This is a genomic window from Endozoicomonas numazuensis, assembly GCF_000722635.1.
Lineage (GTDB): Bacteria > Pseudomonadota > Gammaproteobacteria > Pseudomonadales > Endozoicomonadaceae > Endozoicomonas_A > Endozoicomonas_A numazuensis.
Genome location: NZ_JOKH01000002.1, coordinates 999,482 through 1,024,247 on the forward strand (window position 1 = coordinate 999,482; position 24,766 = coordinate 1,024,247).

Annotated in this window: 25 protein-coding genes; 13 read left to right on the forward strand and 12 right to left on the reverse strand. The window is 46.9% G+C overall.

Annotated elements, in window-relative coordinates:
• A partial coding sequence (locus GZ78_RS28315) for an RNA-guided endonuclease InsQ/TnpB family protein (RefSeq protein ID WP_236631535.1) occupies positions 1 to 300 on the forward strand: 300 nt, incomplete at its 5' end.
• Positions 301 to 790: 490 nt separating this feature from the next.
• Here GZ78_RS28315 and GZ78_RS11745 read toward each other — a convergent pair.
• The gene (locus tag GZ78_RS11745; RefSeq protein ID WP_034835642.1) at positions 791 to 1,780 is read right to left on the reverse strand and encodes a protein kinase domain-containing protein; all 990 of its coding nucleotides are present in this window, start codon (positions 1,778 to 1,780) and stop codon (positions 791 to 793) included.
• A gap of 390 nt (positions 1,781 to 2,170) precedes the next feature.
• On the opposite strand from GZ78_RS11745, the gene GZ78_RS11750 reads away from it, so the two are divergent.
• From GZ78_RS11750 to GZ78_RS11765, 4 genes are all read left to right on the forward strand, one after another.
• A complete protein-coding gene (locus GZ78_RS11750) occupies positions 2,171 to 3,334 on the forward strand; it encodes a phosphoglycerate kinase (RefSeq protein WP_034835645.1) in 1,164 nt (387 codons plus the stop codon).
• Positions 3,335 to 3,456: 122 nt separating this feature from the next.
• On the forward strand, positions 3,457 to 4,440 hold the full coding sequence (gene modA / locus GZ78_RS11755; RefSeq protein ID WP_034835648.1) for a molybdate ABC transporter substrate-binding protein: 984 nt from the start codon (positions 3,457 to 3,459) through the stop codon (positions 4,438 to 4,440).
• Between the two features lie 238 nt (positions 4,441 to 4,678).
• Positions 4,679 to 5,323 carry a transcription termination/antitermination NusG family protein gene (locus GZ78_RS27425; protein WP_051786080.1) on the forward strand — a complete coding sequence of 215 codons (645 nt, stop codon included), beginning with the start codon at positions 4,679 to 4,681 and terminating at the stop codon, positions 5,321 to 5,323.
• Positions 5,323 to 6,360, forward strand: coding sequence for an alpha/beta hydrolase (locus GZ78_RS11765; RefSeq protein ID WP_051786081.1), 1,038 nt, complete (start codon positions 5,323 to 5,325; stop codon positions 6,358 to 6,360). The genes GZ78_RS27425 and GZ78_RS11765 overlap by 1 nt, the downstream gene beginning before the upstream one ends.
• On the opposite strand, the gene GZ78_RS11770 is transcribed toward GZ78_RS11765, so the two are convergent.
• Positions 6,352 to 6,915: a flavodoxin family protein gene (locus GZ78_RS11770; protein WP_201772704.1), complete on the reverse strand. Its 564-nt coding sequence runs from the start codon at positions 6,913 to 6,915 to the stop codon at positions 6,352 to 6,354. The genes GZ78_RS11765 and GZ78_RS11770 overlap by 9 nt on opposite strands.
• A gap of 14 nt (positions 6,916 to 6,929) precedes the next feature.
• On the reverse strand, positions 6,930 to 7,340 hold the full coding sequence (locus GZ78_RS11775) for a VOC family protein (RefSeq protein WP_034835652.1): 411 nt from the start codon (positions 7,338 to 7,340) through the stop codon (positions 6,930 to 6,932).
• A gap of 112 nt (positions 7,341 to 7,452) precedes the next feature.
• Here GZ78_RS11775 and GZ78_RS11780 point away from each other — a divergent pair, with 112 nt between their 5' ends.
• Complete coding sequence (locus GZ78_RS11780; RefSeq protein WP_034835655.1) at positions 7,453 to 8,082, forward strand: helix-turn-helix transcriptional regulator; 630 nt, start codon at positions 7,453 to 7,455, stop codon at positions 8,080 to 8,082.
• Here the strand turns inward: GZ78_RS11780 and dsbB are convergent.
• Positions 8,066 to 8,620: a disulfide bond formation protein DsbB gene (dsbB, locus tag GZ78_RS11785; RefSeq protein WP_051786082.1), complete on the reverse strand. Its 555-nt coding sequence runs from the start codon at positions 8,618 to 8,620 to the stop codon at positions 8,066 to 8,068. The genes GZ78_RS11780 and dsbB overlap by 17 nt on opposite strands.
• Positions 8,621 to 8,920: 300 nt before the next feature.
• Positions 8,921 to 9,529: a thioredoxin domain-containing protein gene (locus tag GZ78_RS11790; RefSeq protein WP_161787367.1), complete on the reverse strand. Its 609-nt coding sequence runs from the start codon at positions 9,527 to 9,529 to the stop codon at positions 8,921 to 8,923.
• A 146-nt stretch (positions 9,530 to 9,675) separates the two neighbouring features.
• On the opposite strand from GZ78_RS11790, the gene nfo reads away from it, so the two are divergent.
• Positions 9,676 to 10,515: a deoxyribonuclease IV gene (gene nfo, locus GZ78_RS11795; RefSeq protein WP_034835660.1), complete on the forward strand. Its 840-nt coding sequence runs from the start codon at positions 9,676 to 9,678 to the stop codon at positions 10,513 to 10,515.
• A gap of 39 nt (positions 10,516 to 10,554) precedes the next feature.
• On the opposite strand, the gene serA is transcribed toward nfo, so the two are convergent.
• Entirely contained in the window at positions 10,555 to 11,784 is a 1,230-nt protein-coding gene (gene serA, locus GZ78_RS11800; RefSeq protein ID WP_034835663.1) for a phosphoglycerate dehydrogenase, read from the reverse strand.
• Between the two features lie 445 nt (positions 11,785 to 12,229).
• The gene (locus GZ78_RS11805) at positions 12,230 to 12,490 is read right to left on the reverse strand and encodes a DUF4404 family protein (protein ID WP_034835666.1); all 261 of its coding nucleotides are present in this window, start codon (positions 12,488 to 12,490) and stop codon (positions 12,230 to 12,232) included.
• A gap of 152 nt (positions 12,491 to 12,642) precedes the next feature.
• On the opposite strand from GZ78_RS11805, the gene GZ78_RS11810 reads away from it, so the two are divergent.
• The gene (locus GZ78_RS11810; RefSeq protein ID WP_034836560.1) at positions 12,643 to 13,305 is read left to right on the forward strand and encodes a fumarylacetoacetate hydrolase family protein; all 663 of its coding nucleotides are present in this window, start codon (positions 12,643 to 12,645) and stop codon (positions 13,303 to 13,305) included.
• A gap of 69 nt (positions 13,306 to 13,374) precedes the next feature.
• Positions 13,375 to 13,767 (forward strand): response regulator, encoded by a 393-nt coding sequence (locus tag GZ78_RS11815; protein WP_034835668.1) that lies wholly within the window; start codon positions 13,375 to 13,377, stop codon positions 13,765 to 13,767.
• Positions 13,768 to 13,777: 10 nt separating this feature from the next.
• On the opposite strand, the gene GZ78_RS11820 is transcribed toward GZ78_RS11815, so the two are convergent.
• From GZ78_RS11820 to GZ78_RS11830, 3 genes are all read right to left on the reverse strand, one after another.
• Positions 13,778 to 14,176: an acyl-CoA thioesterase gene (locus tag GZ78_RS11820; protein ID WP_034836565.1), complete on the reverse strand. Its 399-nt coding sequence runs from the start codon at positions 14,174 to 14,176 to the stop codon at positions 13,778 to 13,780.
• 75 nt (positions 14,177 to 14,251) lie between these two features.
• Positions 14,252 to 15,634, reverse strand: coding sequence for a TRAP transporter large permease (locus GZ78_RS11825; protein WP_034835671.1), 1,383 nt, complete (start codon positions 15,632 to 15,634; stop codon positions 14,252 to 14,254).
• Positions 15,627 to 16,145, reverse strand: coding sequence for a TRAP transporter small permease subunit (locus GZ78_RS11830; protein WP_034836568.1), 519 nt, complete (start codon positions 16,143 to 16,145; stop codon positions 15,627 to 15,629). Before GZ78_RS11830 ends, GZ78_RS11825 begins: the two co-directional genes overlap by 8 nt.
• Before the next feature lie 387 nt (positions 16,146 to 16,532).
• Here GZ78_RS11830 and GZ78_RS11835 point away from each other — a divergent pair, with 387 nt between their 5' ends.
• Positions 16,533 to 17,453, forward strand: a complete 921-nt coding sequence (locus GZ78_RS11835; RefSeq protein ID WP_407919775.1) for a PstS family phosphate ABC transporter substrate-binding protein — start codon at positions 16,533 to 16,535, stop codon at positions 17,451 to 17,453.
• Positions 17,454 to 17,500: 47 nt separating this feature from the next.
• On the opposite strand, the gene GZ78_RS11840 is transcribed toward GZ78_RS11835, so the two are convergent.
• The gene (locus tag GZ78_RS11840; protein WP_034835676.1) at positions 17,501 to 18,463 is read right to left on the reverse strand and encodes a hypothetical protein; all 963 of its coding nucleotides are present in this window, start codon (positions 18,461 to 18,463) and stop codon (positions 17,501 to 17,503) included.
• A 298-nt stretch (positions 18,464 to 18,761) separates the two neighbouring features.
• On the reverse strand, positions 18,762 to 20,084 hold the full coding sequence (locus GZ78_RS11845; RefSeq protein ID WP_034835679.1) for a Na+/H+ antiporter family protein: 1,323 nt from the start codon (positions 20,082 to 20,084) through the stop codon (positions 18,762 to 18,764).
• Positions 20,085 to 20,314: 230 nt separating this feature from the next.
• On the opposite strand from GZ78_RS11845, the gene GZ78_RS28890 reads away from it, so the two are divergent.
• From GZ78_RS28890 to pstA, 3 genes are all read left to right on the forward strand, one after another.
• Positions 20,315 to 20,527 carry a hypothetical protein gene (locus GZ78_RS28890; RefSeq protein ID WP_152558673.1) on the forward strand — a complete coding sequence of 71 codons (213 nt, stop codon included), beginning with the start codon at positions 20,315 to 20,317 and terminating at the stop codon, positions 20,525 to 20,527.
• Positions 20,528 to 20,632: 105 nt separating this feature from the next.
• Positions 20,633 to 22,906, forward strand: a complete 2,274-nt coding sequence (locus GZ78_RS11850) for an ABC transporter permease subunit (protein ID WP_034835682.1) — start codon at positions 20,633 to 20,635, stop codon at positions 22,904 to 22,906.
• Between the two features lie 15 nt (positions 22,907 to 22,921).
• Positions 22,922 to 24,586, forward strand: coding sequence for a phosphate ABC transporter permease PstA (pstA, locus tag GZ78_RS11855; protein ID WP_034835684.1), 1,665 nt, complete (start codon positions 22,922 to 22,924; stop codon positions 24,584 to 24,586).
• Positions 24,587 to 24,766: the final 180 nt, after the last annotated feature.

Below are 24,766 nucleotides of genomic sequence, written 5' to 3' on the forward strand. Positions count from 1 at the left end.
AATCACAAACTGGCCCGGGCTGTGAACGACGCAGGTTTCGGAATGTTGCGCCAGTTCATTGAATACAAGGCCGAATTACGGCAGCGCGAAGTGGTCATTGCTGACAGGTTCTTCCCGTCCAGCAAGACATGCAGTGGCTGTGGCCATAAAAATGATGCTGTGGTTCTTGGTGTCCAGTGGTGGGACTGCCCAAGCTGTAAAGCCCACCATAACCGAGACTTCAACGCCTCAGTTAATTTAGATAGATATGGTCGAGACACGTTACAGCTCGACCTTAAACCCTACACAAGAGTGGCGTAAGACATACTTCGGTATGCAGCCGTGTTGACGGTGTAGATAAACCCAGATAATCAGTGATTGTCGTAGGTTTTTAGTAGCGGTTCCAGTGGGCGTAAACTTTTCAAATACGGAGATCTGTTTAAACCGGAGGGCATCCAAAGGTCCCTTAAAAAGACGGGAATGTTATCACTGTTTGTTCCCGAACAATGCCGAAAGGGCACGTGCAAAAAGAACAGTGACCTTCCCTTCAGTTTTGTAATTCAAACCCACTGGAACTTCAAACCAACTTCTGATCTTGTAACCTTCGGATATGTTCACACTGGAATGAATGTCATCAAAAAGATTGAAAACATTGATACTCTGGAAGGAAGCAGGCTCAGTAAAAGCGTATTTGTTACTGATAGCGGTCTTTTAAGAGATATCACTCGAGAATAATTGACCAGGTCACTCTGATCGCCAAGAATAACCTAGATTGAAGAGTTAGCAGCAACTGATTAGAAACAGCCTGTAATTAAGGCAAATAGTTTTGTATCTCAGGGCGATCAACATTGAACCAGGGATGGGCTTTCAGGTAACCGGCAGGTGGTCTCTTACCCGGATCAATACTCAGAAGATTTAACAACAGGGTTTTGGCCTGAGGATCCGTGACATTACCCATAACTTTTCTAACGATTTCAAAATCGATCCAGCCAAGCAACTCGTTCTTATCCTCAAAGTAATAGGCTTGGACACCATCGTCCTCTTCCAGATACAAGGTCATGGGAAACTGGGTTTTATTGGCCAATTCAGGAAGGATGTCTTTACCGGTGAGTACGTGATACATCACACAACCGAAAGACCACATGTCAGAAGCAGGACTCCAGCCAGCACCGGTCCACTGATCAGGTGATCGATACTCAGGAGTATCACCGGCTTGATGAAAGATGTTCTCCTCCGTCAATTCCATTAACTCACCAAAATCACAGATGCGAGCTCTCAACTGAGCATCTACCAGGATATTCTGAGGTTTAATATCTCTGTGGATAAGATTTTGGTCGTGAAGATATTTAAGACCCTCTACAACCTGTTTAAGGAGCAATTTTTGTTTCTTCTTTCTAGATAATAAAGCCGCATCTTCATGAGAAGAGTTCAGCTTGGACCATCTGCCCAGATCAACACCGCCAAACTCCAGAATAATCGACTCACACCAACGTGCATCACCTGTGTGGCCAAGTTTGTTAATGATATTGGGATGACTGAGGTGACCCAATGCTTCAGCTTCACGCTTTAGCACCTGCATGTATCGGGGTCCAAGAAGCGTGTCGTTATGAGCTCTTTTTTCGACCAGCAATTGTCTGGTTTCAGGATCTATTTTCAAGATGGCTCGACCACAGCCTCCACGACCCAGAATCAAACCAGATGAATCATTCGAGCCCGATGAGACACCACTGGCCGCTGACAACCTACTGACAGAAAGAGGACTGATTGAATCCTTGCTTGAACTGATTTCACTGGCCAACATAAGCTCCCCCTCCCAGTTTTTCAGAAATGATTGCTGAGAAACTTATCAATCATTCCTGCCAGACTCCACTCGACCATGGTCTGTCCGACTTTGGTATACCTTCCTTTCAGCTCTGTTGATCAACGATTGTTCCATGAAACTCTTGTTGTTCTGCGTTCACTCCTGAAAACCCTATTGACTCACGTCATATTGCCCGAAAGGTACGTACCGACCGTCATATTTTTGTGCTATTGTCCGTCCGAATTCTACCCTTCAGTACTGCTGTTTATTCAAAACGGCAGTCGAGCTTCGTTGAACTGTGCTCGGAAGCTGAATGAGAACAGTGCTCAAACCTGAGTTCAGTTGAACTGAGCAATCCATTCTCTGTCAGCCTCCTATGGAGAGACTCTGATGAACGTATTGAAAATGACCGACCTGGATCTTGCTGGCAAACGTGTCCTGATCCGTGAAGACCTGAACGTTCCAGTCAAAGACGGCAAAGTCACCAGCGATGCCCGTATCCTTGCATCCCTGCCTACCATCAAACGTGCTCTGGAAGCCGGTGCCAAAGTCATGGCTACGTCTCACCTGGGTCGTCCTACTGAAGGAGAGTATGATGAACAGTTCTCCCTGAAGCCCGTTGCTGATTACATCGGCAACCTGCTGGGCAAAGACGTTCGTCTGGTCAAGGACTGGGTTGACGGTGACTTTGAGGTTACCGAAGGTGAACTGGTCATTCTTGAAAACGTCCGTTTCAACAAGGGTGAAAAGAAAGACGACGAAGCACTGTCCAGAAAAATGGCGGCACTGTGCGATATTTATGTCATGGATGCTTTCGGTACGGCTCACCGTGCTCAGGCCTCTACCCATGGTGTTGGTAAATTCGCCGAGATTGCCTGCGCCGGCCCTCTTCTCGCTGGTGAACTGGACGCTTTGGGCAAAGCACTGGGTAATCCTGAGCGCCCCATGTGCGCTATCGTGGGTGGCTCCAAGGTTTCCACCAAACTGACGGTTCTGGAGTCTCTGTCCGACATCTGCGACCAGCTGATTGTAGGTGGCGGTATCGCTAATACCTTCCTGGCCGCCGCGGGTTACAATGTCGGCAAGTCCCTGTATGAAGCAGACCTGATTTCCAATGCCAAGGCACTGATGGAAAAGGTGGACGTGCCTATGCCTGTAGACGTCTTGTGCGGCAAGCAGTTTGACGAGAATGAGCCCGCTATCATCAAGCTGGTATCTGAAGTAGAAGACGATGACATGATCTTCGACGTTGGCCCTGAAACCCAGAAGCTGTTCAACGAAGTTCTGAAATCCTCCAAAACCGTTCTGTGGAATGGCCCGGTGGGCGTCTTTGAATTTGACCAGTTTGGTGAAGGCACTCGCTCACTGTCTCTGGCCATTGCAGAATCTAACGCCTTCTCTATCGCAGGCGGTGGTGACACTCTGGCTGCCATCGACAAGTACGGCATTAAAGATCGTGTGTCTTATATTTCTACTGGCGGCGGTGCTTTCCTGGAGTTTGTTGAAGGCAAAAAACTGCCGGCTGTAGCTATGCTGGAAGAAGCCTGCAAATAGCCATAAGCCCAAACTAAATGCTCTTCGGGCAGTCAGATACCTTCTGACTGCCTTTCCTACAACCTTGTCCAGCCTGAACTAAGCTCTGTAACTCATTATTCATTGAGTTGTGGAGAAGAATCTTGTCTCACCTTCGCTTTTTTGAACCACTGAAACCTATCTCGGAATATAAAGCTATTTCTGGCTCATCCATTCTGGCGGGTATTTTCGGATGCCTGTTATTCCTCAGTACCCAAGCCAACGCAGACACTATAAAGGTGGCTGTCGCAGCAAACTTCCATCACGTACTGGAAAGCCTGAAAGAATCGTTCCAATCTCAGCACGGCCACACTCTGGATTTGCACTACGGGGCTTCAGGAGACCTGAAAAGCCAGATCAGTAACGACAATACCGCCCAACAATTTGACGTATTTCTTTCTGCTGATAACGTAAAAACGGCAGCACTGGAACAGGAAGGTAAGGTTTTAGAAAGCTCCCGAAAAATCTATGCACAGGGGTTGCTGGCATTCTGGCACGGTCAGGGGAGCTTCGTTAACCCTAACGAGATAAAAGCCTACATTACTGAAAACAGCCCTTCTGCTATTCACATCGCTGACCCTGAAGACGCCCCTTATGGCCATGCTGCTAAATCTGTTCTCCAACAATATGGCCTTTATCAATCACTCAAAGATCAGGAAAAGTTGATAGTCAGTGATCACGTCAGCGAAACATGGACAAATGTACAAAATTCTTCTGATGCGGGTTTTGTACCCGTTTCCCTTGTAATAGAAACGGATGAAAATGGCCAAGTGATCTTTTTTCCTGTCGGTGTAACGATCGTCCCACAATCACTCTATACACCGTTGCTTCAAGAGCTGGTCATTTTAAAGGCTACCGAGCATGAAGCTGCAGCAAAAACTCTGGTCGACTATCTGCTTTCTGATGAAATTCAGCGCTTTATTGCGGCCAATGGCTATCAAAAAGCACCTGTTGAAACAGAGGGCTCAGGCGACGTACCCAGCTCTTCAGCATCTGCCCATGATCACGAATCCTTCTTCATAGAAGTCATGGCTGTATTATGGCTAATTAAGGCAGGGGTTCTGGCAATCAACGCCTTTATTCTTTAAGCCTGACTTAACATAAAACCAAGTTTAAATAATGTTAATTCATGTTCTGAATGTTTAGCGGTGCATAGTTCGACCATGGGATTTATAATAAGGGTCTTTGAATTGAAATTGCGATGTAACTGCTCAAATCGTAGTCAATGATTCAGATAGTCCTCTACAAATGTGAAACCCAAAAGGTCTCGTCTTTGGCTATCACTACTTTTGTACTACGCAGCAGAAAAGCATTCAGGGAATATGTATGCAGAATGAAGAGTGCTTGCAAGAGGGATGGTACCTGCTCAAAACCAAGCCACGTCAGGAGCAGAGAGCCGAGGAAAACCTCGAAATTCAGGGATTTGATGTTTACTGCCCGTTCGTCAAAGTACGTAGCAAGGGCCTGTTAAAGGAAGAAGTTCTCTTTCCCAGCTATGTATTTCTCTATCTGGATCTCAAGGATCTGGATCGATACCACAAAATCCGCTCGACCCGGGGTGTGAATGAGATTGTTTACTTTAACCGCATCACCCGCCAGCTCCATAAAGACGGTCGCCTGAGCAAAAAACAGGAGCAGGATGTACAGGCTTTGTTACCCAAGCCTATCCCCAATGGTCATGAGGTGATCAAGGATATCCGGTTAATTGTCGAAACTCTCAATAGCAATGCTGAAGGCACAAGCACGGCCTCCGATAAAGTTGTCAGCTTCAACAGAGGGGATAAAGTGATCATGAACCATCCTCTCTATCAGGAGCTGGAGATGACCTTTATGGCAGACCTGGGTTCAAAGCGGGGCCTGATTCTGGTGCAATACATTAAGAAGCAGCGAAGCCCTGAAGGCGAGACAGTTTGTGAAGTCATTTCCCAGAAGGAAATGAAAGTCAGACTTGAGGATCTGGAAAAAGCCTGATGAGAGGCAAACCTGATTCTATGATGAAAAACAGCCTTGAGCCTAACGCTCGAACAGAGTCTCTTATGCTGAACCCCAAAAGCCTGAAGGAGCAGCTCCAACCTCTGGCATTTCCTCTGGAACACCAGGTCTCGACGACCTGCCAGAATGCCGACATCAAAGAATACCTGAGCTTCTATGGTATCGATTTTGAAACCGGATCAGATGATGTTCGCCATTTTATGGGCTCGATCGACAGCTGTGACTACAGGATTTCCTGTCATCTGTTTGAGAAGAAAAATGCCAAAGGCACTTTTTTTCTGCTGCATGGTTACTATGACCATGTTGGGCTCTATGCTCGCATTATCCGCTTTCTTCTGGATCAGGGTTTTAATGTTCTGGCCTATGATCTGCCTGGTCATGGGCTTTCTAGCGGTAAGCCAGCCACTATCCCTGATTTTTCTGTCTATACCCTGATTCTTGAAGACCTACTGGTGCATTGTGAAGGTCACTTACCCAAACCGTGGCATGCTTATGGCCAAAGTACAGGGTGTGCGATCCTTACAGACTGCCTCATCAATCGAGAAGCTCATCACAAGCCCAGCCCTTTCCAACAGGTTATCTTGTCTGCTCCTCTCGTCAGGCCCTGGATGTGGAATCTGGGGCGGTTGCAGCTGCAACTGGCAAAACTGTTTATTTCCAAGCTGCCTCGTAATTACACAGAAAACTCTCGGAAAAAATCTTTTCTAACGCTTTCACACAACGACCCGCTTTCACCCGACATCCTGCCCACACAATGGGTTCTGGCCATGGATCGCTGGATCAGGCGTATAGAGTCCAGCAAAGTCAAATCACCTGTCAGCCCACTGATTGTGCAAGGTACTTTCGACCGGACTGTCGATGCCAAACACAATATTCCTGTGCTTGAAAAGCTCTATAGCAAGCCCAGCGTTTATTATCTTGAGGACGCCCGACACCATTTGCCTAATGAGCTGGACGAAACCATTGAAGATTACCTCAGCTGGCTGACCAGCAAGCTGAATACCCAATCAGCTTGAGACCAGTTTTTCTGCCAGACTGGCAACACGAACTCCCAGTGCTTTACCCGTTTCATAATCAGCAACACTTAGCTCCCCCTGAACAGACTGGGTAATCAGACCACTGCTGGCCCCCAGTCTGTTGATATGCTCAGAACGCAGCGCATCAACCGCTACCCAGTGCATACCATGCTGAGCAGCCAGTGTCTGAATGTATTGAATAGTCGACATCTGTTCACCACTGGGACTACCCCCCACCGTAAATCCGGATGCTACTTTATCGAGCCACTCCCTTCTGTACCAAAGTTCACTGGTAGCGTCCGCAAAAGCCTTGAATTGTGCAGCCACACCACCCATGTAAGTAGGCGAACCAAACACAATGCCTCTGGATTCTGTTAACAAAGACATAACTTCATCATTTGTATAGCGACCTTCATGAATATCTTTGCCAGAGATTTTCACGGATACCGCATGTGCGCCTGCTACAGAGTCAACCCCTTCTGCAATAGCCCCTGCAAGCTGCTCAGTAGAACCTGAAGCAGAATAATAAATAACAGCTATTTGATTATTTTTCACAACTCTGCCCTGATTCAGTAATTATTTCTTTTAGCAACATCATCAGTTGTATATTCAATAAACTCCCATTCCATTCCGTTGCCATCGTAGTAGTAATGGCGTCTGCGGAATTCTCCTTCTTCCTGAAATTCCGGGATCAACTCATACCCTTCTTCCTTGAGCCTTTGATCCAACTCATCGAGCTGATCAACCACAAAGCCAATATGATTCACACCATAGTGGGTGTAGTTTGGCTTGCTGGCCTCACCTTCCGGGTATTCATTCAAAGCCATATAAGTTGTGTCATTGCCAAAATGCACCCAGCGGCGACCCCGAAACTCTCCTCCTCCTCTCACCCGAAAGTCAGGAAAGGCAGCACCAAGAATGCGAGTGGCTTCATCAATTGAGGGGACAGTGACATTGGCATGCTCAAGATAAGCGTTCATACCTTTCTCCAAATATATAAAGTTTTTTATTTACATATTTAGGCTATGGCAGACGCTTTGATTTGTAAAGCATTTTGTTTACTAATAAAAACAACCTCCTTATACTGAAGCCATGAAAAGTAAAAAAGCCCAAAACAGAATTCTCCAACTCCTCAAGACTGAAGGCGCAAAAACAGCAGTAGAGTTGGGCAAAACGCTAGACATCACCAGCATGGGTGCCAGGCAACATCTCGAACGAATGGAGAAAGAAGGCCTGATATCCAGTGAGGAAGTCAGTAAAGGGGTCGGTCGCCCCAAAAAACTCTGGCAGTTAACAGAAGAGGCTCAATCGCATTTTCCCGATCGTCATGATCAGCTCACCGTGGATATGCTAATTTCTATCAAGGATGTGTTTGGTGATCAGGGTCTGGATCAGCTGATAGAGCACCGGTCAAAAGAAACGTCCCGGCAGTATCATGAAACTCTCGACCGTCACATGGACCTGGAAGACAAGGTCAAAGCGTTGGTCAAAGTCCGCTCCAAAGAAGGGTACATGGCGGATTATGAAATCTCTGAGAATGGCTTCATCTTTTTTGAAAACCACTGCCCAATATGCTCAGCCGCTTCGGCTTGTCAGGGGTTTTGCCGATCAGAGTTGGAAATATTTGAAGAACTTTTTGCAGGAATGGCAAAGGTTGAGCGCCTGGAACATATACTCCAGGGCGCCCGGAGGTGTGCTTACTCGATTATTTCGATTTCCTGAAGAGACTGATCAGACAAAGCATGTAAGCCACAACGTAAACACCAAAGATAAATGTCATCCAATGGGCCATGTTCAAACCCAAAAACAGCCAACCATCCTGCCCACAAAAACCGGAAGGCAGAAACATTTGAGGCCACCACTCATACAGAGGCAAATCAAACGGGAAAGTAGGCAGTGCCTTACAAGTCATGAACAGATCTTCGGATGAGTAGTACCCCAGCATTTTTATCGAGGCATCCAGACCATAGGCAGCACCGGCAATCCAGATGATGTAACCCACTCCTCTTACCAGCTTGTTTCGTGGTGCCACCAGCATGACCAGAGCGGCCACACCAATCAGTAACACGGCCAGTCGCTGATAAACACAGAGCTCGCAGGGGTCCAGATACATCACATACTGAAAGTAAAAGGCCACTGACTCGAGAAATACAGCCGTCAACAGCATGATCAGCCAGGTAGTTCTGGCATTCTGCCAGTCACGAATAGCCCCTAGAGGGTCCGTTCTTATATCAGTCCAAAGGTGGGATAGTTTCGTCAAAACAGTGCTTCTCCAAAAGCCTGTATATTGTTCTAAATGTATCTTGAACTCTAGGAGCCTGACCAAGAATAGACAACCCGGCCTAAAGCCCAGAAAGAACGGCCATCTTTTCCACTTAATTCGATTAAATAGGTCAACTATTCGCACGAATTGAGTGAAAAAGCTGCCTCGTTCTTCTGAACTTTATGCTCGGACGCAATTCTCGGTCAGGCTCCTAGTCAGAGTCCGTCAGCTAAAGATACTGTATGCACCGAATGAGTGTAAGACAGATTACAAGAAGCTGACGGAGTTCAATCATGCTCACAGGGTCAGCAAGTAGTCTATCAGTGAATAGAACTGATCAAATGAACGAATACTGCTCATATTGACCAGATATTGGCCATTAACAACAAAACTGGGGACCGATGGCAAAGTTTCTTCATACATCTTCCAGTTCTTCAGCCGAGCCTGTACAACAGGGTCTTTTAATCGCTTCTGAAATTCTTCCCTGCTCAGACCACTTTGAGACAGTGTTTTAAAAAACGCTTCTTCATTTTCCCACTCGCCCGGGTTACCTTTCTGAACGGCTTCAAATAATCCATCTTTTACCAGCTCAGCATGGGCAGTGCCTTTTACAACGGCAAGGGCCTCGCTGGCTCGATCACCAAACTCTGCCACATAGGCAATATGCTTCTGTCTGAAGGAGACATCTTTCTTCTCCATTCGCTGCTTTACACTGTCGATCATTTCCTGATCCCAGCGATAGCAATTGTGGCAATAAACAGAAAAAACCTCGGCCAGAGTAGGCTGAGTGGATTTCTCAAAGGAAGCAGGTAAACGAGTAAAATCCTTTCCCTCTACAAAGTTTGTGGCAAAGACAGTCATAGGCATAGCCAGCAATAACAAAATCAGGGCTAATGGTTTTTTCACGAAGAGATTTCCTGTGCACTCAAAACTACCTGCGATCGACATCTCCCTGAGGTAAAATTGACCTTTCAACCCAGGCGATTGATTCACATATTCATCACCCATCCTCCATCAGTTTTCTCGATGGCTGTATAAGGACTTAGACCTAAATGAAATACATTGGCGCTCACGTGAGCGCAGCCGGCGGTGTAGAAAATGCGCCCCTGAATGCCCACAAGTTGGGTGCCACCGCTTTTGCGCTATTCACTAAAAATCAAAGACAGTGGAAAGCGAAGCCTCTAACCCAGAAAAGCATTAACCTTTTCAGGGAGCGCTGTGAAAAATACGGGTATAAGCCTGAGCAGATTCTTCCTCACGACAGCTACCTGATCAATCTGGGACATCCGGAACAGGAAGCCCTGCAGAAATCCCGTGACGCCTTCGTTGAGGAGATGCAGCGTTGCATGCAACTGGGCCTGGATAGACTTAACTTCCACCCGGGAAGTCACTTGAGAAAAATGGATATTTCAGAATGTCTGTCCTGCATTGCAGAATCGATCAACCTGGTTCTGGATCAAAGTGAAGGCGTTATTGCTGTTATCGAAAATACCGCTGGGCAGGGCAGTAATCTGGGCTGGCGCTTCGAAGAACTGGCAGAAATTATTGATCAGGTTGAAGACAAGCATCGAGTAGGGGTTTGCCTGGATACCTGCCACACTTTTGCCGCCGGATATGACTTGAGAACACAGGAAAGCTGTCAGAAAACCTTCACAGAATTTGAAAGCACAGTCGGCTTCCAATACCTGAAAGGTATGCACCTGAATGACTCCAAGTGTGAGCTGGGATCAAGAAAAGATCGGCATCATAGCTTGGGTCAAGGTGAAATTGGCTGGGAAGTTTTCCGTTATATCATGAAAGATGAGCGCTTCAATGGCATTCCCATGGTGTTGGAAACCATCGATGAAACAATCTGGCCGGACGAGATTGAAGCTTTGAAAATGATGCAGTAAAAACATACTGGCCGGACTGATGCCCGGCCAGTATCAGGATCAGTAAAGAATCCGGCAGCGAATAGTACCGTCAATTTCTTTAAGCTTCTCCAATGCAATCTCACTGTGATCGGCATCGACGTCAATGACCACATAACCTACAGACTCATTGGTTTGCAGGAACTGGCCGCTGATATTGATATTGTTTTCAGAAAAAACTCTGTTAACCGACCCCAGAACTCCCGGAATATTCTGGTGAATATGAAGGATACGATGCTTGTCTGGATGACCTGGCAAAGAGACTTCAGGAAAATTAACAGACGACAACGTAGTACCATTGTCGCTATACATGATGAACTTCTCGGCAACTTCACGACCGATATTTTCCTGAGCTTCCTGAGTACTTCCTCCCACATGCGGGGTCAGAATTACATTATCCAGGCCGCGCAGAGGGCTGATAAACTCATCGTTGTTCGAGCGAGGCTCTTCCGGGAAAACATCAATAGCAGCCCCCAGCAACTTGCCGGTTTCAATCATGGAAGCCAGGGATTGAATTTCGACAACCGTTCCGCGAGAAGCATTGATCAGAACACTGCCTTGTTTCATAGCTGCAAACTGTTCTTCACCAAACATCCATTTAGTTGCGGGTGTTTCCGGCACATGCAGACTGACCACGTCAGACATGGCTAGCAGATCATTCAGGCTGCCCACTTGCTTGGCATTACCTATGGAGAGCTTGGTCACCACATCGTAATAATAGACGTCCATCCCCAAGGATTCTGCTAGAACACTCAGCTGACTGCCAATGCTGCCATAACCTACAATACCCAGCTTTTTACCACGAATTTCATAGGAGTTGGCTGCACTCTTCTGCCAGCCACCACGGTGGGCTACCGCATTCTTTTCAGGAACCCCCCGCAGCAAGAGAATCGCTTCAGCCAGAACCAGCTCAGCAACTGAGCGAGTATTGGAATAAGGCGCATTAAAAACCGGAATACCCCGAGAAGTCGCTGCAATCAGTTCAACCTGGTTGGTACCGATACAAAAACAACCTACTGCAATGAGCTTTTCAGCCGCAGCGAAAATATCTTCTGTCAGTTGGGTTCGGGATCGAATGCCTACAAAGTGCGCTTCGGAAATCCGACGCTTCAGCTCGTCTTCCGGTAGGGACTTGGACACATAATCAATGTTGGTGTAACCGGAAGCTTCAAGCACTTCCACAGCAGACTGATGAACCCCCTCCAGAAGAAGGAATCGAATCTTACTCTTGTCCAGGGAAATAGAAGGCATAACAATAGCTCAGATGTCTTATTATCTACCGTGAAAAGTATTTAACCCAAAAGGAGGCAAAATACTTTTCCTGGCTTGGCTTGCTGAACAATCTTTTATCAACTGACTCGGATTGTTTCTCTCGCTCAAGGCCGACTTGCTCATGTAGCTCTCATGAGCTTCCATGACTTTTCTGCCGTACTGCATAGCTGGCAAAGTTGTTTTTTTTATTCACCATGAAGGCTCTTCACATCGATGCCTGAAAGAAACACCACCCATGGCTGAATACAACCGGAGTCACTCTATAGCGCTGGAATAGTTATAGTAGCTAGTTTTATAACCTACCGGGCTGGGGATAATAGCATACAAAAAAGAAACACCCTTACCTTAAACGGATAAACCCTGTATTTATTGTCTAATGACCACTACAGGGCTTAAACCTCGGGAATAGAGCAGTTATGATGTGTCAGACACCTATACTCGATAGCGTCGTCAGAATCTGTTTGATAGCTTGAGACAGCGCAGGATGCTCTTCAGAAAACTTGATCGCTTCCTGCTCAAGCTGCTCATTATAATCTTGCAGGGGAATGTCGCCCTCTGCCTGAGCCAGAGCCAGTTGCAGCTCATCAGTAATCTGCTTGAGACTACCTGCAGTACAATCATCCACAGGCTGACCTTCAAGCAGGTCATGCAGGTTCTGGATATTGATGTGGAGTTCTTCGGACATGGCGTGCTCCTGTGGTCAAGTAAGTCTGGAAGACGAATGTCTGTACTGTGAATGATAGCTGCAGCAGGAGCACCCGGCTGATAAATACTTATGATGTGTCAGGCCATGAGCAAAATACAAATACAAGAAAAAACAATCAAGAAGGAAGCCTTATGAAGTACAGGCACCATTGGCTAAGTGGCGACCGTATTGATCTGCCTACGGGAAAAGTCGTTTGCGTTGGTCGTAACTATGCTGAGCACATCAGGGAACTGAATAACCCTCTGCCCGATGACCCGGTTTTGTTTATCAAACCTTCAACATCACTGGCCTCACTGGAAACCCCCTTTGCTATTCCTGCTAACCGTGGTGAAGTTCATTATGAGACAGAAATTGCAATCCTGATTGATAGTCGTCTCCAGAATGCCAGCGAAAGTGAAAGCATCTGTGCAATCAAAGCTATGGGCCTGGCGCTTGATCTGACACTTCGTGATGTCCAGTCTCGCCTGAAAGCCAAGGGATTACCCTGGGAAGTAGCCAAAGCATTTGATGGCAGCTGCCCGGTTTCCGGCTTTATTGCAAAAGAGCACTTGCCTGACTTTGATGACATTCAGTTCAGTCTTAAAGTCAATGGTAAAACCCGTCAGGAAGACACTTCAGCCCATATGCTGACTTCTATCCCTGGCCTGATCAATTACATAAGCCGCCACTTTACATTGGAACCAGGAGACATAGTTCTCACTGGCACACCCGCTGGAGTAGGTCCCGTTAAGCAAGGAGATCAGCTGGAACTCTCTATTTCTGACCGATTTACTCTGACCACATCCTGTCTATAACTCTAAAGAACTCAGTATTTCTTCAGATATTGATAGTAGAGAAATCAGACCACAGGCAAGGGACAGCCAGTGTTAGCCAAGGAAGCTTACAACCTTCATATTCTGGTCGTTGAAGACAACAAAGTTAATCAGATGGTAGCCAGAAAGCTGCTGGAAAAGCTGGGATGTACCTGCAAGGTCGCCGAAAACGGTCTGGAAGCACTGGAAGTCCTGGAGACCTCCGAAGCCTTCGACCTGATTCTTATGGACTGTATGATGCCTGTCATGGATGGCCTGGAAGCCACTGAAAAAATCAGGGCTTCTGGTCAGAGTTATGCCAGTATTCCTATTGTCGCTTTCACCGCCAACGCCATGGAGTCCGATCAAATCGCCTGTAAGTCTGCTGGTATGAACGACTTTCTGGTCAAGCCGGTTACCCTGACTCTCTTATCAGAAAAACTGGCTCTCTGGATCAGGGATTAAAACGTCCTCCCTAATATTCGGCGCTCTGAATACGACGCGTTCTGCCTTGTGGGTCTATTGCCACAAAAACCATACTGGTTTCAGTCAGCTTGGCACTGCCCTGTTTATCTTCTACCCAGGCCTCTACGACCACTCGAATTGACGTTTTACCTACTTCTGTCACCCGGGTAAACAATGAAAGGATATCGCCCACTTTCACGGGGCGCATAAAACTCATACTGCCAATACTGACAGTAACTACACGACCTCGGGCAATCTTTCTGGCCATAATTTCTCCAGCCTGATCAACCTGCATGGCAACCCAGCCACCAAAAACATCACCTGTCGTATTAACTGACTGATAATCAGCCAGTACTTTCAGAGTCAGTTCGCCCTGAGGCCCGGGAGCGAGATCATTATCCAGTTCCATATTGCTCTCCAGCACTTATTGTTTTTATTGTTCTGCCTTTCAGGAGCCTGATATTCAATCAGACGTCTGGTATTTCTAACCGTATAGTTTTTCCGGAAGCCATGTAGCCAATTCCGGCCAGACTGCTAATGCACACAGTAAAAGCAGCTGAATCATCACAAAAGGCACAACGCCTTTATAAATATCTGTTGTCCTGACTTCAGGAGGAGCGACGCCTCTGAGATAAAAAAGCGCAAATCCAAAGGGTGGAGTCAGAAAAGATGTCTGCAAATTCACTGCAATCATGATGCCAAGCCAGACAGGATCGAGCCCCATAGCCAGTAGAACCGGCCCTACCATAGGAACAATCACAAACGTAATTTCAATAAAGTCCAGAATAAATCCCAGTAGGAACATCACAAGCATAACCACCAGCACGGCCGTAAATGTCCCGCCTGGCATGCTCGTGAAGAGTTCATGAATCAGCTCTTCTCCACCAAAACCTCTAAAGACCAGCGAGAAAACTGAAGCCCCGATTAAAATCAAAAACACCATACAGGTGACTTTTGTCGTATTAGAAAGGGTTTCTGACAACGTTTCGATATTAAGCTGTCGCTTAACTGCTGCCAGCAATAAAGCACCAATAGCCCCTACACCCGCAGCTTCTGTTGGTGTTGCAGCCCCTGCCAGAATCGATCCCAGAACCGCACCAATCAAGAGTAAAGGAGGTAACAAATTCATAAGCAGAGAGCCGTGGTCGCCCTCATCATAGGCCTGGATATCTTCATCGGACAGACCCGGTGCAGCCTCAGGGTTTCTCCAGGCTACGATCATCAGGTAAATGGAGTAAGCCGCTACCAACATCAGACCGGGAATAATTGCCCCCACAAAAAGGTCACCCACTGAAACCGTTTTTGGTGAGAATATGCCCATTTTCAGCTGAGCCTGTTGGTATGCAGTAGATAAAACATCACCCAGCAAAACCAGAGCAATAGATGGCGGAATAATTTGTCCCAGACTTCCGGTTGCACAGATGGTTCCAGTGGCCAGAGAAGTGGAATAACCTCGTTTCAGCATGGTCGGTAAAGACAGCAGCCCCATGGTCACAACCGTTGCTCCGACAATACCAGTACTCGCCGCCAGTAACATACCCACAAGTGTGACAGAAAGTCCGAGGCCACCTCTCATCTTGCCAAACAGACGAGTCATACTCTCCAAAAGGCCTTCGGCAACCCTGGACTTTTCCAGCATGCAACCCATGAAGACAAACAGAGGCACAGCCATCAGTGTCTGATTGGTGACGATACCAAACAAGCGGCTGGGTAATGCATTGAGAAAAGAAGGGTCAAAGAATCCGGTCAGTGCACCCACGCTGGCAAAAGCTAACGCCGTACCTGCAAGAGAAAAAGCTACAGGATAGCCTGCCAGCAAAACCAGGCAGACGGTCACAAACATAAAAATCGGGATGTACTCAGCCATTTTCCGGGGACTCCTTTCCAGACAGAATGAGTACTGATCTCAAAAACTCTGCCACCCCCTGCAACAGCATAGTGGCGACAAACACCAGTATCAGACTTTTCAAAAGATACACCAGCGGTAGTCCGCCTGGATCTGATGATGTTTCCATAATCTCCCAGGATCGGGAAACATAATCAAAGCTCATCACACCAATAAACAGGCAGACTGGAAACAGCAGAAACAGAGTACCCAGGCAATTTACCCACGCTCGCTGTCTGATATTCATGCGATTGTAAAGAACATCCACCCTGACATGGCTGCCCTGCTTAAGCGTGTAGCTGCTGGCCCCAAGAAAAATCAGCGCATGGAAATACATCGCCAGCTCCTGAAGCGCAATAGAGCCGGAGTTAAACCAGTAGCGAAGAAGAACTACGAGACAAACACTGACGACCAGCAGGAGGTTAACTCCACTCAGAAGACGCCCTAATTTCTCTGTTAATCCGTCAATACCGGCGACTGCTGTTATTATCATTTTCCAGCCGGTGGTCATTTCTATCCTGCCTGTTATATCGTTTTATTATTTTGTTGCGAAAAATCTTGCCATTTTTTGGCAAAAGATCTTTTCTTCAGAGGCTGTAGTGATGAATTATAACGACAGCTTGAAAACAGTTATACCCTGTTCTGATAATTCATCAGCTATCTTCAAACAGCCGATGAGCGGAAAACAAAGTATCCCATTACAGATATTACGGATAAACAGCTTTCATTGTCGTTCATATAATTGTCATATTTCCGCCTTATAGTTTTTGCCAGTAGACAAATGCCTATAGCAGCACAAAAAATAGCTAAAAGAATCCCTTCAGGAGATACATGGATGAAGCTTAAAGCTCTAATAACAACAATCGCTCTTGCTACTGGAATGCAGGCTGCCTCTGCCAGTCAGATTGACGCAGAGATCCCAACCTACAAGAAAGCCAGTGGCGTTTCAGGAAACCTGTCCAGTGTCGGTTCTGACACTCTAGCCAACCTGATGACGCTCTGGGCAGAAGATTTCAAGCGTGAATACCCTAACGTGAATGTTCAGATTCAGGCGGCAGGTTCTTCAACTGCACCACCTGCTCTGACTGAAGGAACATCTAACATCGGCCCCATGAGCCGCAAGATGAAAGACAAGGAACTGGAAGCTTTTGAGAAAAAGCATGGCTACAAGCCTACCCCTGTTCCTGTTGCCATTGACGCACTGGCTGTATTCGTTAACAAGGATAACCCTATTAAGGGTTTGACCATGGCTGACGTTGACGCAATTTTTTCTTCCACTCGTAAGTGCGGTGGCGACCAGAGCATCAACACTTGGGGCGGCACTGGCCTGGACGGAGCCTGGAAAAACCGTTCAATCCAGCTGTACGGTCGTAACTCTGTTTCCGGCACCTACGGTTACTTCAAGAAAAAAGCTCTGTGTAAAGGCGACTTTCGTAACAATGTAAATGAACAGCCCGGTTCTGCCTCTGTCGTTCAGTCTGTCAGTGCTTCCGTCAATGGTATTGGCTATTCTGGCATCGGTTACAAGACTTCCAGCGTTCGCACCGTACCTCTGGCCAAAAAGTCAGGTCAGCCATTTGTTGAAGCAACCCCAGCCAATGCTGTGAACAACACATACCCACTGGCTCGCTTCCTGTTCGTGTACGTAAACAAACAACCCAATAAGAAACTGCCTCCTCTGGAAGCTGAATTCCTGAAGATGGTTCTATCTCAGCAAGGTCAGGAAGTGGTTGTTAAAGACGGTTATATCCCACTGCCTTCCAAGGTTGTTGATAAGTATCTGTCAGAACTCGATCTGTAAGTACAGATTCAAGAGTCGATCGCACGGGGCCATTTGGCCCCGTTTTTTTATTTCTGATCCGGCCCCAACCTCTGCCTGAGATTCCTCGCAAAGTACCACCAGAGATCAAACGGTAATACATTGATTAAATGAGCAGCCAGATGCTCTGGTAAATGATCCGTTTGTTGCTGTGTGGCAGCAGTAAGCTGCGACAAAAAATGACTGACTCCATTTTGAATAGAAACCTGACTCTGCTCAGAACCACCAGCCATTGAGAGAGCATCTAACAACGATTCAGAAAGCTCGTCGGTTAGAATCTGTTGTCCCTGAATCAACCGAGGTGCCATAGCCTCAATCTCTGAGTTAGAAGCACGCTCCAGAATATAAAGAAAATTCACCAACTGTTGAAAGGAAAAAAACTCAACCAGTTCATGGGTATACTGCTCAAATACCAGGTCATTTATAGTTTGATCAAGGCTGGCCGTGGGTTCACTAAAGTGAATCACAAAACCTAATGTCACCAGATAAGCCTGAATGTAGTCCGCTTCTTGTTCGACATGATATTCATCCATGGAAAAGTCAAAATCATTGGTTTGTGCATACAGTAGAAATGCCACCAGCAGCCTGGATAACATTCCATCAGCACTACTTTCTGTACTAATCATCAGAGACAAACGCTTCAAGGCAGACTTTCCCAGCAAGCTGAACAGTAACTCTTGCTTGAGACGCTCCTGCTCCGCTTTCATCGCTCGATATTTTCTTTTTTCTTCTTCTGTGGAAAAAAAATGTTCTTCCGGAGGCTCGTCGTCCCCACCCGTCAGCCCTAATGACTTTCGAGCCTGAGTTGGGCTGAATGTGCTGCGCCACCTTAGTGCTGAGGGCCTACTCCCACCCTCAGGCTCACGACTGCCCGATCGACTTGATGAACTGTTAGGAACACTATTTGGCCATTGATGAATTAATGTACTGTTTTGAAAACTATCCGATGCGCTGAAGGAAAAAGCATTAAGAGACAAAGCCCATTGAGACATCCATATATCTGCAGAAACCAATCCACAATAAAAAATGCCACATAGACAAGAAGCCCGACGGAACACTCTGGTTAAGAGATTTTCCAATGCACTACCCCATTAATTTAAAATTAACGCTCCACAGTCGTGGTAGTGTAGATCAGCTATCAGGCCGTTCTTTTTCACTTGAAATTTATTCGAGATAGCAGAGTGAAATCTGAGAAGACTTTCTTTTTGCCTTTACTCTTCACAGTAAAACGCTCTTTGTTAAGTAGATTTTCACTGTGAAGATGGCACAATTTTTTTCCGCAAAATGCATTCAGAGAATCATGGCGGCAATCCAGCCAAAAATAATCATCGGAATGTTGTAGTGCAGAAAGGTTGGAATAACAGAGTCCCAAATATGATCATGTTGATCATCCACATTCAGACCTGCAGTAGGACCAATGGTAGATTCAGAAACCGGGGAGCCAGCATCACCCACCGCACCTGAAGCCCCCACAAGACAAGCAATGGCCAGCGATGTAAAACCAAGCTCCATACCCAGCGGCACATAAAGAGTGGCAATGATCGGTACCGTTGAAAATGAAGAACCGATCCCCATCGTAATCAGCAGCCCAACCAAAAGCATAAGAATAGCGGCAAGCCCTTGACTGCCTCCTACAATAGTCTGTATCTGAGCCACCAGTTCGGGAATATCGCCTGTAGATCGGAGTACTTCAGCAAAGCCTGCGGCAGATATCATGATAAAGCCAAAAACGGCCATCATTCTCAGACCTTCATTGAATACTTCATCGGCTTCCCGCCAGCAGACCACTCTCCCCACCACCATGGTAATAAAGCCAAGTGCAGCACCCAGCACCATTGACCCCGTCATTAGCTGGCTGACCAGCACAAGAACAATGGCAATCAGAGAGGTAATGATGGCGGATTTGCTCAACTGAATATCTTGCTCATGAATCAGCAGTGTTTCTTCTACCCGATACTTTCTTGGCTTCCTGTAGCTGAAAAAAACAGCTATCAGTAATCCCAGAAACATACCAAATACAGGTATAGCCATGGCTAACGGCATCTGACTCATTTCAATATCCAGGCCATTGGCCAGAAGATTGCCACCTAGAATCTGATGCAGATACATACTGCCAAAGCCAATAGGTAAAAGCATGTATGTAGCTGTAAGACCGAAAGTGAGAAGGCAGGCTACCTGACGACGATCGATCTCCATAGCGCTGAATACCGACAACAGAGGTGGGATCAGTATAGGAATAAAAGCGATATGGATAGGCACCAGGTTTTGAGAAGAAAATGCCATCAGCACAATTGCCAGAAACAAACTGTATTTCAGTTTTAAATTATTATGCGAGCTGTTGCTGCTTTTTACTTTACGGATGATCTTACCCGCCATCCATTCAGGTATCCCTGAACGAGCAATCGCTACGGCAAAAGCCCCTAACATAGCGTAACTGATGGCAATGCCGACACCACCACCCAAACCTCTGGAAAATGCCTCCAGAGTCTGGATGATATCCAGTCCTCCAATCACTCCTCCGGCCATGGCACCCACAAAGAGTGCGAGAACCACATTGACGCGTAACAAACTCAACGCGAGCATGACGACAACCGCCAGAATCACTGCGTTCATAAAATTCCCAAATTGTATTCTATCGTTTTTACCGCCAGCCACTATCAACAATGGATCATGGGCTATAACGGTACAAGATGATTGTAGTTAATAGATTTATTTTTCCTGCAAATCGAGAACAGGCTAAACAAGTATTAAAGCAGAGATAAATCCCTGAAAAAGCAATCAGGAATCAATGATGGGAGTGATGATGAGGATGCAGAGGGGCAACAGCAATTTGGGACGGCAGTATGAGCGATGGATTACTCATCGTCGATAATATCGATATTTTTGATTGCATTATTACAGCTTCCGGATGGACTCAACTATCAGAGCCAAAAATTTTATCAAACTGCATTGAAAAAGCGAGCCAGAGTATTTACATCTTTTCGCGCTTCCTACTAAATACAGCTAGGCTAAACAGCCATGTATCACTTAATGAACTCATCACGCCAGAAGATTAAATCATTTAAATAGGAATTTGCTGTTACCTGTTTTTTTTCAGTTCTGTCATATTTCTGTAACACATACATTTTAAGGTACGCTCAAGAATCTCTGCGACCAGTGCCATGTACCAACCAATAATAGAAGACAGCCCTGGTGTCGATTACAACACCCCGGCTCATAAACGTTATCAGTCACTTCGCTTTCTCAAAGATTACCTGACCCGTTGGGGTGTAGCTGTAGGTGGTCTCGGTGTTATTGCTGCTATTCTGCTGATTTTTATCTACCTTCTTTACGAAGTTGCACCTTTATTTAAAAGTGCTGAAATAGAACAAACCAGTACCTGGGCACAAACGATTACCGAGAAACAGCGTCCACTCTATCAAAGTATGGAAGAACAAGCTGAGCTGGCTTTTTCCATCACAACCGATGGTGCTCTGACTTTTTCTTCAACCCGAACCGGAGAGCAGAAATATCGTTATTCCCTGCCCCTTCCTGCCGGGAGTTCTGTTACTACCATTACCAGCGACCCATCGGATGGAAATCTGCTTGCGGCGGGTCTGAGCAATGGCCAGGTCATTATCTTCAAGCACGCTTATCGTATTACCTGGCCTGATGATAAAAGACTGATAACACCTAAGGTGACTTACCCCTATGGTGAGTCAGCCATTGACCTGGTGCCAGATAGTCAGCCAGTTTCACACCTGAGCATCAGTGACACTGAAGACCAGCTGCTGATCACCGGGCTGGGTGACAATCGGTTGAACATGACTGCTTTTACCAAGGAAGCAGATTTCCTGACTGAAGAAGTCACTCTGGAGGAAGAGAGTGTCACCCTGCCTGAAGTGGATGGACGCATTCGAGACGTTCTGATCGCGCCCGATCAACACTGGCTCTATGTACAATCAGGGTCAGAGAGTCTGACTCTGATTGATATTAGTAACATTAATCAGCCTCATGTAATGTCAGAAACCGACCTGACCACCAGCTCCGCAAAAGTTACGACCATGACTTTCCTGCTCGGAGGCGCGTCTCTAATGATCGGCGATGACACTGGCATGATCAGTCAATGGTTCATGGTTAGAAACGAACAAAATGAATGGTCTCTGCAAAGAATTCGTGAGTTCGAGCTGGCTGGAGAACCCATCACCCAGATCGTACCCGAACATCGCCGCAAGGGCTTTCTGGCTGCAGATGACAAGGGTAATGTTGGTATTTTCTACACTACTGCCAACAGGACGCTACTGACTGAAAGACTGACCGATGGGCCTGTTGAACAACTGGTCATTTCTCCTCGCAGTAATTACATGCTGATCAGTAGCAATGGCTCTACCGAGTTCTGGAGTGTTGAAAATGAGCACCCGGAAGTCTCCATGTCTGCACTCTGGGGCGAGGTCTGGTATGAAGGCTATGAGCAGCCAGAGTATATTTGGCAGTCATCCGCTTCAAACAATGATTTTGAGCCAAAGCTTAGCCTGACCCCTCTGGCCTTTGGTACTCTCAAGGCAGCCTTTTACGCCATGCTGCTGGCGACACCTCTGGCGATTGCCGGAGCCATTTATACGGCCTACTTCATGGCTCCCGCCATGCGTCGCAAGGTAAAGCCTGTTATTGAATTAATGGAAGCACTGCCCACCGTAATTCTGGGTTTCCTGGCCGGCCTTTGGTTGGCGCCTTTGATCGAGAGCAGCCTGGCAGGAATATTTGCTCTATTGTTGATTGTTCCCATAGGCATACTGTTGTTTGCTTTTGCCTGGGACTCAATGCCCAGCAGAATTCGCCATGCTATCCCTGAAGGCTGGCAAGCAGCCCTGCTGATCCCTGTTGTCCTGATCAGTGCCGCTATTGCCATGAATCTCAATGGTACGATTGAGGCCACTCTCTTTAACGGTGACCTGAGAGCCTGGCTAACTTCAGAACTTGGTATACCTTATGACCAACGTAATGCTCTGGTTGTGGGTCTGGCTATGGGATTTGCGGTTATACCCACTATTTTCTCTATCGCAGAAGACGCCATTTTCAGTGTCCCCAAGCATCTAAGCTATGGCTCTCTGGCACTGGGAGCGACCCCTTGGCAGACACTGATGCGAGTTGTGTTGCTGACAGCAAGCCCAGGTATTTTCTCTGCCGTAATGATCGGAATGGGCCGTGCTGTAGGTGAAACCATGATTGTACTTATGGCCACCGGTAATACCCCCATCATGGATGCCAATATTTTTGAAGGTATGAGAACCCTGGCAGCCAACATTGCTGTCGAAATGCCGGAGTCAGAAGTAGGCAGCAGCCACTATCGAATTCTGTTCCTTGCCGCACTGGTGCTGTTTTTGTTCACCTTTGTTGTTAACACCGCTGCCGAGATAGTTCGTCATCGACTGCGCAAGAAGTACAGTTCGCTTTAAGGAAGGAGCCAGAATATGAACAATAAAATAAGTAACTGGTACAAAACTGGCTCTCCCTGGGTTTGGCTGAATGCCGGAGCTGTAGCCATCAGCGTTATCCTTGTCGTTGGTCTTTTGAGCTTGATTGCTATACGAGGCCTGGGGCACTTCTGGCCGGGGCAAATTCTGGTAGCAGACTATGCCCCACCGAATCAGGAAAGCAGACTGATCGCCGGGGAAATTTCAGATACCGAATCAGTCTCTGCATCCCGACTGGAAGCTGCAGGCCTGCCGGTTCCGAAAGGTATGGAAACACTTACCCGTGATCTTCTGAAAGTGGGTAACAGAGATGTTTCAGGCTCAGATTTTGCCTGGGTCATAGACCTCTGGCTGGAGAACCGCCGTTATCCCGAAAACATTGTCGCCCTGGAGCGACGTGAGTGGGGTAACTTCTACGGTTATCTGACCAGCATCAAACAGAATGGAAACATTGTTACTGAAGGCGATGCTGTATGGCCCGAGTTCCAGAAAAGACTGGATAGAGCTCTGTCTATTTACGATGAAATCTACGCCATTGAAAAGCACGAAATAGGTTCTGTTAATTCCAGGCTTGAGCGCCTGCGTCTGGAACAACGAGGCCTCGAACTGAACGAAACAGCGACCCCTCAGGCACTGGCCGACATAGAGGCTCAGCGCAAGGTATACCAGGCTGAATATAAGGTTATGGAAGCCAAACTGGGTGATCTTTATGTTGCTTTCAACCGAGATAGTCTGGTTGCCACGACCGTTGATGGCATAGAGATTGAGCAGTCTTTTGGTAAAATAGTCCGGGCGTATAAGCCTAACGCTATGACACTGCCTCAAAAGATGCTCTTCTATCTCGACAAGGTGGCCGAATTTATTACCGACGACCCCAGAGAAGCGAACACTGAAGGGGGAGTCTTTCCAGCCATTTTTGGTACCGTCATGATGGTTATTCTTATGTCCATCATTGTGACGCCTTTTGGTGTAATTGCTGCCGTTTATCTCCGTGAATATGCCAACCAGGGCTGGTTAACCCGAACCATTCGGGTTGCTGTAAATAACCTGGCAGGTGTTCCTTCCATTGTTTACGGTGTATTCGGTCTCGGTTTCTTTATTTATTTTGCCGGTAGCCAGATCGACCAAGTGTTCTTTCAGGAAGCGCTCCCAGCACCCACTTTCGGTACTCCGGGGTTACTCTGGGCATCCATTACCCTGGCCTTATTAACACTGCCAGTTGTTATTGTTGCAACTGAAGAAGGCCTGTCACGAATTCCCAGCTCTGTCCGCGAAGGCAGTCTGGCTCTGGGAGCTACCAAAGCAGAAACTCTCTGGCGAGTGGTTCTGCCTATGGCCAGCCCTGCCATGATGACAGGATTGATTCTTGCTGTTGCCCGTGCCGCCGGTGAGGTAGCACCTCTCATGCTGGTAGGTGTTGTGAAGCTGGCTCCCAGTTTGCCCCTGGATGGAAACTATCCATTCTTGCATCTGGATCAGAAATTCATGCACCTGGGCTTCCATATTTACGATGTGGGCTTCCAGAGTCCAAACGTAGAAGCGGCTCGACCTTTGGTTTATGCCACAGCGCTTTTACTGGTTGTTGTTATTGCTGTGCTTAACCTGTCAGCAGTCGCTATTCGCAACCACTTGCGTGAAAAATACAAGAGCCTTGAGGCTTAAGATTAATACGGTGCAGACTCAGAGAAATAAAGCTGTAACAACACTGAATCATGATCAGTTCCATGGTGGAACCGTCAGATTCAGCAGAAATGACTCAGTGACTGATAAAGAAAAAAACACGAGTCAGAAAAAAACAGCCTTGAGCGGTAAAAAAAAAGTTTCCCTGAGTGTGCCAGGAAG

Coding starts and splice junctions, on each gene's coding strand:
- GZ78_RS11765 (WP_051786081.1), top strand. CDS start 5,323: ATGAGAGGCAAACCTGATTCTATGATGAAAAACAGCCTTGAGCCTAAC.
- GZ78_RS11810 (WP_034836560.1), top strand. CDS start 12,643: ATGAAGTACAGGCACCATTGGCTAAGTGGCGACCGTATTGATCTGCCT.
- GZ78_RS11750 (WP_034835645.1), top strand. CDS start 2,171: ATGAACGTATTGAAAATGACCGACCTGGATCTTGCTGGCAAACGTGTC.
- pstA (WP_034835684.1), top strand. CDS start 22,922: ATGAACAATAAAATAAGTAACTGGTACAAAACTGGCTCTCCCTGGGTT.
- GZ78_RS11835 (WP_407919775.1), top strand. CDS start 16,533: ATGCAGGCTGCCTCTGCCAGTCAGATTGACGCAGAGATCCCAACCTAC.
- GZ78_RS11840 (WP_034835676.1), bottom strand. CDS start 18,463: ATGTCTCAATGGGCTTTGTCTCTTAATGCTTTTTCCTTCAGCGCATCG.
- GZ78_RS11745 (WP_034835642.1), bottom strand. CDS start 1,780: ATGTTGGCCAGTGAAATCAGTTCAAGCAAGGATTCAATCAGTCCTCTT.
- GZ78_RS11830 (WP_034836568.1), bottom strand. CDS start 16,145: ATGATAATAACAGCAGTCGCCGGTATTGACGGATTAACAGAGAAATTA.
- GZ78_RS11845 (WP_034835679.1), bottom strand. CDS start 20,084: ATGAACGCAGTGATTCTGGCGGTTGTCGTCATGCTCGCGTTGAGTTTG.
- serA (WP_034835663.1), bottom strand. CDS start 11,784: ATGCCTTCTATTTCCCTGGACAAGAGTAAGATTCGATTCCTTCTTCTG.
- GZ78_RS11825 (WP_034835671.1), bottom strand. CDS start 15,634: ATGGCTGAGTACATCCCGATTTTTATGTTTGTGACCGTCTGCCTGGTT.
- GZ78_RS11820 (WP_034836565.1), bottom strand. CDS start 14,176: ATGGAACTGGATAATGATCTCGCTCCCGGGCCTCAGGGCGAACTGACT.
- GZ78_RS11775 (WP_034835652.1), bottom strand. CDS start 7,340: ATGAACGCTTATCTTGAGCATGCCAATGTCACTGTCCCCTCAATTGAT.
- GZ78_RS11805 (WP_034835666.1), bottom strand. CDS start 12,490: ATGTCCGAAGAACTCCACATCAATATCCAGAACCTGCATGACCTGCTT.
- GZ78_RS28890 (WP_152558673.1), top strand. CDS start 20,315: ATGAGCGATGGATTACTCATCGTCGATAATATCGATATTTTTGATTGC.
- GZ78_RS27425 (WP_051786080.1), top strand. CDS start 4,679: ATGCAGAATGAAGAGTGCTTGCAAGAGGGATGGTACCTGCTCAAAACC.
- GZ78_RS11780 (WP_034835655.1), top strand. CDS start 7,453: ATGAAAAGTAAAAAAGCCCAAAACAGAATTCTCCAACTCCTCAAGACT.
- nfo (WP_034835660.1), top strand. CDS start 9,676: ATGAAATACATTGGCGCTCACGTGAGCGCAGCCGGCGGTGTAGAAAAT.
- GZ78_RS11850 (WP_034835682.1), top strand. CDS start 20,633: ATGTACCAACCAATAATAGAAGACAGCCCTGGTGTCGATTACAACACC.